Consider the following 10,986-nt stretch of genomic DNA (forward strand, 5'->3'; position numbering starts at 1 on the left):
ACCCGCAGGGGTATCCGCAGCAGCAGGGGCAGAGCTTCGGGGGGCAGCAGCAGTTCGTCCAGCCGCAGGCCCAGCAGCAGGGTTACGGCCAGCAGCAGTACCCGCAGCAGGACCAGAGCTTCGGCGGGCAGCAGGGCTACGGACACCAGCCGCAGGCCCAGCAGCAGTACCCGCAGGGGTATCCGCAGCAGCAGGGGCAGAGCTTCGGGGGGCAGCAGCAGTTCGTCCAGCCGCAGGCCCAGCAGCAGGGTTACGGCCAGCAGGGCTACCCGCAGCAGCAGGGGCAGAGCTTCGGCGGCCAGCAGCAGTTCGTCCAGCCGCCACAGGTCCAGCAGCAGCCCCAGCAGCCGATGCCGCAGGCGGCGCGCCCGCAACCGGTGCGTCCGCAGCCGCCCGCGCCCCGGCCCGAGCCGGTCGGCGGGCCCGGCCCCGACGGGATCGACTGGGAGGCCGAGGCCGCCGCGTTGGACGACCCGTCCGCCGCGCGCCGGGCCGCGCACCCCGAGGCGGAGCCGGACGAGCACCAGGAGTGGGCCGAGGACGAGTACGCGGAGGAGGACGAGGAGAACGCCTCGTTCTTCTCCGCCGAGCAGGACAACTCCCGCGAGGCCGAGCGCAAGCGCAAGGAGAAGGGCAAGAAGTCGGGCCGCCGCAACGGCGGCGCCTGCCTGGTGGTCGCCCTGGTGCTGCTCGGCGGCCTGGGCGGGGCCGGGTGGTGGGGCTACGGCCTCTACCAGGAGCGCTTCGGCCCGCCGCCGGACTTCAAGGGCGACGGCGTCGGCTCGGTGAACATCACCGTCAAGGACGGCGCCGGCGGCGAGGCGATCGGCAAGACCCTGCTGGACGCGGGCGTGGTGAAGAGCGTCAAGGCGTTCAGCCGGGAGTACGAGAAGGACCCCAAGGGGCGCGGCATCCAGCCCGGCGTCTACACCATGAAGCACCAGATGTCCGCGGCCGCGGCCTTCAAGGAGCTGCTGGAGTCCAACGGCGGCAACGCGCTGATCATCCCCGAGGGCCTGCGCGCGTCCGAGATCTACACCAAGATCGACGGCAAGCTGAAGCTCGCGCCGGGCAGCACCGCCAACGTCGCCAAGAACCAGACGGCGGCGCTCGGCCTGCCCGCGTACGCCAACAACAACCCCGAGGGCTTCCTCTTCCCGGCCCGGTACTCGATCACCGACGGCATGAAGCCCGAGGACCTGCTGAAGCAGATGGTCGCCAACGCCGTCCAGCGCTACAACGACCTCAAGCTCGACGACGCCGCGCAGAAGATCGGCCTGAAGAACGCCTACGAGGTGATCACCGAGGCGTCGATCCTGCAGGCCGAGGGCAACAACTCGGAGGACTACGGCAAGATGGCCCGGGCCATCTCCAACCGCCTCACCACCAACGCCACCCAGCACAAGCTGGCGCTGGACACCACCCTGCAGTACCAGCTCGGCCGGACCAAGCTGACCTCGCAGGAGATCAACGACGGCTCGCTGAAGTACAACTCGTACATCAACCCCGGCCTGCCGCCGACCCCGATCGGCAACCCCGGCGAGGAGGCCATCAAGGCCGTCCTCAACCCGACGCCCGGCGACTGGGTGTTCTGGCTGGCGGTCTCCGCGCAGGAGACCAAGTTCGCGGTCACCGGCGCCGAGCACGCCGAGAACACCAAGAACTGGTGCCTCTCGCGCGGCCTCAAGTTCGACGCCAAGTCCGTCACCTGCAGCTCCTGACGGGCCGGGAGCAGGACCGGGACCGGGGCCGGAGCCCGGCCGTCCGCCAGCCGATACGGCTTTGCGGGACGGCCGGGGGCAGCCGGTAGCGTGATCGGGATGGAGACCACCCAGACCCGCGAACCGCACCTGCTGGAGGCCGCCCACGTCGACGTGGTGCGCGGCGGCCAGTACCTGCTCAAGGACGTGTCGCTGACCGTCCGGGCCGGCGAGCACTGGGCCGTGCTCGGCGCCAACGGCGCGGGCAAGAGCACCCTGCTGGCGCTGCTCGGCGCCGTCGAGCACCCCACCGCCGGCACCGTGCGGGTGCTCGGCCGGCAGCTCGGCCGGGTCGACGTGCGCGAACTGCGGGCCCACCTCGGGCACGTCAACCCGCGGCACCCGCTGCGCTCCCCGCTGACGGTCCGCCAGGTCGTGCTGACCGGCACCACCCAGACCATCGAGCCCGACCTGTGGCACCGGCCCACCGCCGAGCAGCTCGACCACGCCGAGGAGCTGATCCGCACCCTGGGCGTCGCGCACCGCGCCGAGAGCCCCTGGACCACGCTCTCCCAGGGCGAGCGCGGCCGGGTCCTGATCGCCCGCGCGCTGATGCCCGCACCCCGCCTGCTGCTGCTCGACGAGCCCGCCACCGGCCTCGACCTGACCGCCCGCGAACAGCTCCTGGAGAGCCTGGACGAGCTGCGCCGCCGCTACCCCGAGGTGGCGTCCGTCCTGGTCACCCACCACCTGGAGGAGCTGCCGGAGACCACCAGCCACGCCCTGCTGCTGCGCGACGGCCTGGTCACCGCGGCCGGCCCCGCCGCCGAGGTGCTCACCACCGAGCGGGTCTCCGACTGCTTCCGGCACCCGATCCGGATCGGGTACGGCGAGGGCCGCTGGACCGCCCGCACCCGCCGGGGCGCCGCATGACGGCCGCCCCGGCCTGGACGCTGCGCCCCGCCACCGCCGCCGACCTGGAACCGCTGGTCGAACTGCGGGCCGCCGTGATGCGCCCCGACCTGGAGCGCCTGGGCCGCTACGACGAGCACCGGGTCCGGCAGCGGATGCGCGACGCGTACGAGCCGGAGCACACCTCGGTGCTGGAGCTGCCCGGATTCCCGCCCCCGGCGGGCTGCCTGACGGTCCGTCCGGACGACCGGCCCGGCACCCTGCTGCTGGAGCACTTCTACCTCGCCCCGGCCCTGCACGGCCGCGGCCTCGGCACCGCCGTCCTGCGCGCCGCCCTGGCGCGCGCCGACGCCGCGGGCCTGGCCGTCCGGCTGAACGTGCTGCGGGGCAGCCCCGCCCGGCGGCTGTACGAGCGGCACGGCTTCGTCCTGACGGCCGAGGACCCGGTCGACGTCTTCCTGCACCGCCCGCCCACCCCCCGAAAGGCCGCGTCGTGACCACCCCGCACCGGGCCGCCGTGCTCGGCTCGCCGATCGCCCACTCGCTCTCCCCGGCCCTGCACAACGCCGGGTACGCCGCGCTCGGGCTCACCGACTGGCACTACGGCCGGCACGAGGTCGACGAATCGACACTGGCGGCGTTCGTCACCGGGCTCGACCCCGCCGAGTGGGCCGGACTGTCGCTGACCATGCCGCTGAAGCGGGCGATCCGGCCGCTGCTGGACACCGTCAGCGACACCGCCCGCGCCGTGGACGCCGTCAACACCGTGGTGCTCGACGCCGACGGGCGGCGGCACGGCGACAACACCGACGTCCCCGGCCTGGTCAACGCGCTGCGCGAACGCGGCGTCGACCGGGTCGAGGCCGCCGCCGTGCTGGGCGCCGGGGCCACCGCCTCCTCGGCGCTGGCCGCGCTCGGGCAGCTCTGCGACGGCGAGGTCACCGCGTACGTGCGCAGCGCCGGGCGGGCCGCCGAGATGCGGGCGCTCGGCGAACGGCTGGGCGTGCCGGTGCGCACCGCCGACTGGGCGGACGGCGCGGCGGCGCTGGCCGGGCCGCTGACCGTCTCCACCACCCCCGTCGGCGCCACCGACGCCTTCGCGGCCGGGCTGACCGCCGCGCCCGGCGTGCTGTTCGACGTGCTGTACCACCCGTGGCCGACCGCACTGGCCGCCGCCTGCCTGGAGCGCGGCGGCACCGTGCTGGGCGGCCTCGACCTGCTGGTGCACCAGGCGGTGCTGCAGTTCGAGCGCTTCACCGGCGTCGAGCGCGGCCCGCTGGCCGCGATGCGGGCCGCGGGCGAGGCGGCGCTGGCGGAGTGAGCGGCGGCCGCGGACGCCGGATGTCCGCCACCCGGACCGTGACGTCGGCGGCCCCCGGGACGTGAAAGGATCGGTGCTGCCCCGTCGCGCTCCGCGACCGGGCAGCACGAGACGCCGGACCGGCCGCCGTTCGCGGCCCGGGCCGCTGACGAACGGAGCTTTTCGGTGGGTAGCTTGCGCTGGCTGACGGCGGGGGAGTCGCACGGCCCCGCTCTGGTCGCGACGCTGGAGGGCCTGCCGGCCGGGGTGCCGGTCACCACCGCCATGGTGGCCGACGCGCTGGCCCGCCGGCGGCTCGGTTACGGTCGCGGCGCGCGGATGAAGTTCGAGCAGGACGAGGTGACCTTCCTCGGCGGCGTCCGGCACGGGGAGACCATGGGCTCGCCGGTGGCGATCATGGTGGGCAACACCGAGTGGCCGAAGTGGGAGCAGGTCATGTCGGCCGACCCGGTCGACCCCGAGGTGCTGGCGGGCCTGGCCCGCAACGAGGCGCTGACCCGCCCCCGCCCCGGCCACGCCGACCTGGCCGGCATGCAGAAGTACTCGCTCGACGAGGCCCGCCCGATCCTGGAGCGCGCCAGCGCCCGGGAGACCGCCGCCCGGGTCGCGCTCGGCGCGGTCGCCCGCTCCTACCTCAAGGAGACCTGCGGCATCGAGATCGTCAGCCACGTGGTGGAGCTGGCCGCCGCCAAGGCCCCGGTCGGCGTGCTGCCGCTGCCCGCCGACGAGGCCCGGCTGGACGAGGACCCGGTGCGCTGCCTGGACGCCGACGCCTCGAAGGCGATGGTCGCCGAGATCGACCAGGCCCACAAGGACGGCGACACCCTCGGCGGCGTGGTCGAGGTGCTGGCGTACGGCGTGCCGGTCGGCCTCGGCTCGCACGTGCACTGGGACCGCCGCCTCGACGCCCGGCTCGCCGCCGCGCTGATGGGCATCCAGGCGATCAAGGGAGTCGAGGTCGGCGACGGCTTCGAGCTGGCCCGGGTCCCCGGCTCGCAGGCGCACGACGAGATCGTCCCGACGCCGGACGGCGTCAAGCGCGCCTCCGGCCGCTCCGGCGGCACCGAGGGCGGCCTGTCCACCGGCGAGCTGCTGCGGGTCCGGGCCGCGATGAAGCCGATCGCGACCGTCCCGCGCGCCCTGCGGACCATCGACACCCGCACCGGCGAGGAGGCCAAGGCGCACCACCAGCGCTCCGACGTGTGCGCCGTCCCGGCGGCCGGCATCGTCGCCGAGGCGATGGTGGCGCTGGTGCTGGCGGACGCGGTGGCGGAGAAGTTCGGCGGCGACAACGTCTCCGAGACCCGCCGCAACGTGCAGTCGTACCTCGACCACCTGATCGTCCGATGACCGCCCCGGCCACGCCCGCCGTGGTGCTGGTCGGCCCGCCCGGCAGCGGCAAGTCCACCGTCGGGCGGCTCCTCGCCGAGCGCCTCGGGCTGCCGTTCCAGGACACCGACACCGCCGTCGAGCAGCTCACCGGCAAGTCCGTCGCGGACCTCTTCGTCGAGGAGGGCGAGCCGCACTTCCGCCGCCTGGAGCGCAACGTCGTCCGGGCCGCCGCCACCGGCTTCCCCGGCGTGCTGGCGCTCGGCGGCGGCGCCGTCATGGCCGAGGAGAGCCGGGCGCTGCTCGGCCCGCTGCCGGTGGTGTTCCTGGAGGTCCCGCTCGGCGACGCCGTCAAGCGGGTCGGCCTGGACGCGCCCCGCCCGCTGCTCGCGGTCAACCCGCGGGCCCGCTGGCGCGAACTGATGGAGGCCCGCCGCCCGCTCTACCTGGAGGTCGCCACCGCCGTGGTCGCCACCGAGGGCCGCACCCCCGAGCAGGTCGCCGACGCCGTACTCGAAGCACTGGAGTGGAAGGCCCCCCATGTCTGACATCGTCCGGATCCAGGTCGCCGGCAGCGACGGGCACGCCCCCTACGAGGTGCTGATCGGCCATCAGCTGCTCGGCGAACTGGCCCCGCTGATCGGCCCGAAGGCCAAGCGCGTCGCGGTCATCCACCCCGAGGCGCTGGAGGCCACCGGCGAGGCGGTCCGCGAGGACCTGGCCGCGCAGGGCTACGAGGCGATCGCGCTGCAGGTGCCGAACGCCGAGGACGCGAAGAGCGCCGAGGTCGCCGCGTACTGCTGGTCGGTGCTCGGCCAGACCGGTTTCACCCGCAGCGACGTGATCGTCGGCCTGGGCGGCGGCGCCACCACCGACCTCGCGGGCTTCGTCGCCGCGACCTGGCTGCGCGGGGTGCGCTGGATCTCGGTGCCCACCACGCTGCTCGGCATGGTGGACGCCGCGGTCGGCGGCAAGACCGGCATCAACATCGCCGAGGGCAAGAACATGGTCGGCGCCTTCCACCCGCCCGCGGGCGTGCTGGCCGACCTCGGCACCCTGGAGACGCTCGGCCGGCACGACTACGTCTCCGGCCTGGCCGAGGTGATCAAGGCCGGCTTCATCGCCGACCCGGTCATCCTCGACCTGATCGAGCAGGACCCGGAGGCCGCCACCACCCCGGCCGGCCCGCATACCCTGGAACTGATCCGGCGCGCCATCCAGGTCAAGGCCGACGTGGTCTCCGGCGACCTCAAGGAGTCCGGGCAGCGCGAGATCCTCAACTACGGCCACACCCTGGGCCACGCCATCGAGCGGGCCGAGCGCTACAAGTGGCGGCACGGCGCGGCGATCTCGATCGGCATGGTCTTCGCCGCCGAACTCGCCCGCCTGGCGGGCCGGTTGGACGACGCCACGGCCGACCGCCACCGCACCGTGCTGGCCTCCGTCGGCCTGCCGCTGACGTACCGTGCCGACGCCTGGCCGAAGCTGCTGGACGCCATGAAGATCGACAAGAAGTCCCGCGGCGACCTGCTGCGCTTCGTCGTCCTCGACGGCCTGGCCAAGACCTCGATCCTGGAGGGCCCCGACCCGGCCGTCCTGGTCGCCGCCTACGGGGAGGTCTCCGGATGACCGTCCCCGTCCTGGTGCTGAACGGCCCCAACCTGGGCCGGCTCGGCTCCCGCGAACCCGACGTGTACGGCTCCACCTCGTACGCCGGACTGGTCGAGCGGTGCACCGCGCTGGGCGCCGAACTCGGCCTGGCCGTGGCGGTCCGGGAGACCAACTCCGAGGCCGAGATGGTCGGTTGGCTGCACGAGGCGGCGGACGCCAGGACCCCCGTGGTGATCAACCCCGGCGCGTTCACGCACTACTCGTACGCGATGCGGGACGCCGCCGCGCAGCGCACCGCCCCGCTGATCGAGGTGCACATCTCCAACCCGTACGCCCGGGAGGCCTTCCGGCACACCTCGGTGATCGCCGCGGTCGCCTCCGGCACCATCGCGGGCTTCGGTCTGGGCTCCTACGAACTGGCGCTGCGCGCGCTCGCGGAGCAGCTCAGCGGCCGTTGAGCACCCCCGCGGCCCGGTGGCGGACTTGTGCCCGCCACCGGGCCCACGTGTACATTCGGCGCAGGGAGGTGACGGTGAGCCAGTACGCGCAGAGCCACCAGCCGGGGGGCCAGATGCCGCCCCCGCCGGGCGCGTCCCCGTACCCGGCCGGGCCGCGGCCGCCGTACCCCGGTCCGGCGCTGCCCGGCAGCACCCAGGCCATTCCGACCCTCGGCTCCCCGCCGCGGCCGGACCGGCCGACCGTCCCGCTCAAGGCCGTGCCGCCCGTGCCGCCCGGCGGGACGGGGCACTTCCTGCTGCCGGCCGGCGGCACCGTCCAACTCCCGGCGCCGCCACCGCCGATGCCCGTGCCGCCCGCACCGATGGCGACTCCGCCGGCGCCGGTGCCGATCGGCCCGATCGCCGTCCTGCTGATCGGCCCGGCCGGCGGCGGCAAGACCACGGTGGCCCGCTACTGGGCCGAGCGCCGACCCACCCCCACCGCGCACATCAGCCTCGACGACGTCCGCGAATGGGTCCAGTCCGGCTTCGCCAACCCGCAGTCCGGCTGGAACACCGCCTCCGAGGCCCAGTACCGGCTGGCCCGCCGCACCTGCGGCTTCGCCTGCCGCAACTACCTGGCCAACGGCATCTCCTGCATCATCGACGACGCGGTCTTCCCCGACCGCCCCGCGATCGGCCTCGGCGGCTGGAAGCGCCACATCGGCCCCGGCATGATCCCCGTCGTCCTCCTCCCGGGCCTGGACCGCGTCCTGTCCCGCAACGCCGAACGCTCCGGCAACCGCCGCCTCTCCGACGACGAGGTCGCCCGCATCCACGGCCGGATGGCCGGCTGGCGCACCTCCGGCCTCCCCATCATCGACAACTCCAACCTCACCGTCCCGGAGACCGCCGCCGCCCTCGACCAGGCCATCCTCAGCCGTCTGCACACCCGCTAACCGCTTGCGGGGCCGAGGGGGTGTCAGCCGCAGGGCCTTCGGTAGGGCCTTCGGTGAAGTAGTGGCCCTTGTCGAGGCCATCGAGCAGGCCCAGTGTTCGGGGACGTGGTCGACGGGAGCGGTGGGACACCGAGGCGGCTGCCGGCGCCTTCGGCGAGCTCGCGGAACGGGATGCCCTGGTCGTCGACGCCGTGCAGCCGGGTACCGGCTGGGGCTTGGTCGAAGGCCAGACGGTAGAGGCGGGCGGCATCAAGGGTGTGGACGGCGGGCCCAGCGGTTGGTGCCTTCGCCGAGGTGACCGGAGACGCCAGTGGCGCAGGCGATCCGGATCGGGGTGGGACAAAGCCGCGTCGGTCGAGTGGGCTGTGCACCCACGCTGCCTCCGGCCGCCACGACGACCTACTCGGCCGCCGTCCGCCATCAGGTCGTGCTTGAACGACAGATGCACCACCCCATTGGTGGTGGCGGCCCGCAGGCCGTCGAGGTTGCCGTGCCGGGCATCCGCGCCGAGTGCGGTGAGGGCGGAGGCTTCGGTTCGGGCCAGGCCAGTGACCTGGTGGCCGACGGCGAGCGATTCGGGGACGAGGGCGGAGCCGAGGTAGCCGGTCGCCCCGGTGACGGAGACGTGCATGGGGAACCTTCGAGCGATGAGACCCTGTTCCCTCACCAAGGCCAGATGGGAGCAGGATGTACGCGGACGACTGGAGCGCGCGGCGCTCGAACTCTTCGCTCAGAAGGGGTACGACCGCACCACCGTCGCCGAGACCGCAGAGCGCGTCGGCCGGGCCAAGAGCACACTCTTCCGATACTTCGCCGACAAGCGCGAGATGCCCGCCGCCGCCCTTACCGAAACCCTCCGCACCTGCGGCGTTCTCGACCCCGCCGCCCTCGCCGCCCTCCGCGAGGCCGCCGCCCTCCGGACGGAGGGTTTCCCGGTCCTGGTTTCCACCGAAGAAGAAAATGACGGGCAGTCATATCTTGTTGCGGCTCTCGCTCCCAGACCATTGCGCATCGGATTCGACTCGGGTGCCTATTCATTTCGTAGTCGGTGGGTTACAGTTCGGTCATCGAACGTCGGGATGTTTCTCGCCGTGTGGCCGCTCTGTGCCGTTCGGCGTTTCGTGCATTCTCTGAGTGGGGGGTCGGCCATTTCTACTGTCAAGGGCCGCATGCCGGTTTTCTGCTACCTGGTTCACGATGACGCCCAGTACTTCCGGCTGGTGCTGGACGTGCTGCTCGAAGAGGAAGCCAATCTCGGCATCCACCTGTCGACGGCCGAGATCGGGCGCCGCCTGGTCGAGCGGCTCGCGGTCGAGCCGGAACTGCTGGAGGCTCTGCCGCCGGCCGATGTCCTGCTCGAGAGTCTCTACCGATGGCGAAACGTGGAACGCATCCACAACATGCGGCGGAGCGGGACGGCGCAGGAGTTCCTGAAGAAGGACTTCCTCTACCAGTTGACCTCGACCGGAGCTCAGGTGCACCGGATGGTGGGCGAGATCGACCGGGATCTCGGGACCGCCGGCTCGCTACAGAAAGCGATGCTGCCCGAGATCCTGGAGGCCCTGGGTCAGTTGGAAGCGGCGATCGGATCGACGGATCTCGCGGCCGCCAGTCGATCCTTCCATCGCGTGGTGGGCGGTTTCGCCCGTCTTTCGGAGAATGCCAAGCGTTTCGTTCAGGGGCTGAACCAGTCGCTGGCGCTGGACGGTGAGATCGAGGTCGAGGCATTTCTCGCGTACAAGGATGTCGTGGTCTCCTACCTGCAGGATTTCATTGCCGCGTTGAGCCGGTACGGTCCGCGGATTTCCGTCGTGATCATGAAGATCGAGAAGCTGAACATCCTTGAGCGCTTCCCGGAAATCGCGGGCGAGGACGCGGCACCGGAACTGGGAATTACCCGGCCGGAGGTCATTGACCGCGAGGCAGCCCGCATGCGGGCTCAATGGGACCGGGTGCGAAGCTGGTTCCTCGAGGGTGACGACCGGATGCCCGTGACACACACACTCCAGGAACGTGCGGCGGGTGCCGTCTCACACATCATGCTGATCATCCGTCAGCTGAACGACCAACGCTCCCGGCGGCACAATCGGTCTGCGGACCTGCTCCAGTTGGCGGCGTGGTTCGACCGGGCGGGTAGCGAACGCGAGGTCAGAGCCCTGTGGCGCTCGGCATTCGGTACCTTTCCGGCGAGGCACCTCGGAACGCCACGCGACCTGGAGAGCAACAGCGAGATCCGACCGGACCTGAGTTGGTGGAGCGGAGACGCGGCGCCGGTGTCGATGTCCTTCCGGGCGGCCGGCCCCCGCGCCAGGAACGGCCCCCCGCCGAGGCTGCCCGACCCGCGGGCGCGCAAGGCCAGGCTTGCCGCAGCGCAGCGTGACGAGAAAGCCAAAGAAACGGAGGCCGAGCGTGCCCTGGTCGCGCGTGGCCCGGTCCGGATTTCGGCGCTCGGGACGCTGGAGCAGGCCGAGGCAGAGGTACTGCTTCGTTGCTTGGACCGGGTGTTGTCCGTCCCCTGCGATGCCTCACAGGTCCGCCGTGCCACGACCGGTGACGGCCGTCTATTGATCGTTCTGGCACCACCCGAGGAGCCGGGCTTCGGCATGGTGACACTTCCCGGCGGAGAACTCAGGCTGGCGGACTGCGAGCTGACGATCCACCTGCTCGGGGAGGTGAACCGTGAGGCGTTGGACCGGTGACGACGGTCAGGAGCGGCG

General features: G+C 72.6%; 12 protein-coding genes. 10 read left to right on the plus strand and 2 right to left on the minus strand.

The window, feature by feature from the left end; translation table 11 throughout:
* Positions 1–374 (minus strand): hypothetical protein (locus ACIOHG_RS16995; protein ID WP_400950860.1); only part of this gene is annotated, 374 nt, incomplete at its 3' end.
* A 3-nt stretch (positions 375–377) separates the two neighbouring features.
* On the opposite strand from ACIOHG_RS16995, the gene mltG reads away from it, so the two are divergent.
* The 9 genes from mltG (at position 378) to ACIOHG_RS17040 (ending at position 8,269) form a co-directional block, all read left to right on the plus strand.
* Positions 378–1,721 carry an endolytic transglycosylase MltG gene (gene mltG / locus ACIOHG_RS17000; protein ID WP_400950863.1) on the plus strand — a complete coding sequence of 448 codons (1,344 nt, stop codon included), beginning with the start codon at positions 378–380 and terminating at the stop codon, positions 1,719–1,721.
* Between the two features lie 99 nt (positions 1,722–1,820).
* A complete protein-coding gene (locus ACIOHG_RS17005; protein WP_400950866.1) occupies positions 1,821–2,633 on the plus strand; it encodes an ABC transporter ATP-binding protein in 813 nt (270 codons plus the stop codon).
* Complete coding sequence (locus ACIOHG_RS17010) at positions 2,630–3,109, plus strand: GNAT family N-acetyltransferase (protein ID WP_400950868.1); 480 nt, start codon at positions 2,630–2,632, stop codon at positions 3,107–3,109. The genes ACIOHG_RS17005 and ACIOHG_RS17010 overlap by 4 nt, the downstream gene beginning before the upstream one ends.
* Entirely contained in the window at positions 3,106–3,933 is an 828-nt protein-coding gene (locus ACIOHG_RS17015) for a shikimate dehydrogenase (protein WP_400950871.1), read from the plus strand. Before ACIOHG_RS17010 ends, ACIOHG_RS17015 begins: the two co-directional genes overlap by 4 nt.
* Before the next feature lie 165 nt (positions 3,934–4,098).
* A complete protein-coding gene (aroC, locus tag ACIOHG_RS17020; RefSeq protein ID WP_400950874.1) occupies positions 4,099–5,283 on the plus strand; it encodes a chorismate synthase in 1,185 nt (394 codons plus the stop codon).
* On the plus strand, positions 5,280–5,810 hold the full coding sequence (locus ACIOHG_RS17025; RefSeq protein WP_400950877.1) for a shikimate kinase: 531 nt from the start codon (positions 5,280–5,282) through the stop codon (positions 5,808–5,810). The genes aroC and ACIOHG_RS17025 overlap by 4 nt, the downstream gene beginning before the upstream one ends.
* Entirely contained in the window at positions 5,803–6,891 is a 1,089-nt protein-coding gene (gene aroB, locus ACIOHG_RS17030; RefSeq protein ID WP_400950880.1) for a 3-dehydroquinate synthase, read from the plus strand. Before ACIOHG_RS17025 ends, aroB begins: the two co-directional genes overlap by 8 nt.
* Positions 6,888–7,331, plus strand: coding sequence for a type II 3-dehydroquinate dehydratase (aroQ, locus tag ACIOHG_RS17035; protein WP_400950883.1), 444 nt, complete (start codon positions 6,888–6,890; stop codon positions 7,329–7,331). Before aroB ends, aroQ begins: the two co-directional genes overlap by 4 nt.
* Before the next feature lie 47 nt (positions 7,332–7,378).
* Positions 7,379–8,269, plus strand: coding sequence for an AAA family ATPase (locus ACIOHG_RS17040; protein ID WP_400951194.1), 891 nt, complete (start codon positions 7,379–7,381; stop codon positions 8,267–8,269).
* On the opposite strand, the gene ACIOHG_RS17045 is transcribed toward ACIOHG_RS17040, so the two are convergent.
* Positions 8,247–8,900: an NAD-dependent epimerase/dehydratase family protein gene (locus tag ACIOHG_RS17045; protein WP_400950886.1), complete on the minus strand. Its 654-nt coding sequence runs from the start codon at positions 8,898–8,900 to the stop codon at positions 8,247–8,249. The two genes, ACIOHG_RS17040 and ACIOHG_RS17045, sit on opposite strands and share 23 nt — an antisense overlap.
* Between ACIOHG_RS17045 and ACIOHG_RS17050 the strand changes: the two genes are divergently transcribed.
* On the plus strand, positions 8,899–10,968 hold the full coding sequence (locus ACIOHG_RS17050; RefSeq protein WP_400950888.1) for a TIGR02677 family protein: 2,070 nt from the start codon (positions 8,899–8,901) through the stop codon (positions 10,966–10,968). The two genes, ACIOHG_RS17045 and ACIOHG_RS17050, sit on opposite strands and share 2 nt — an antisense overlap.
* Positions 10,969–10,986 lie beyond the last annotated feature (18 nt).

The sequence above is a fragment of the Kitasatospora sp. NPDC088134 genome, from assembly GCF_044741705.1.
In the GTDB taxonomy this organism is placed as follows: domain Bacteria; phylum Actinomycetota; class Actinomycetes; order Streptomycetales; family Streptomycetaceae; genus Kitasatospora.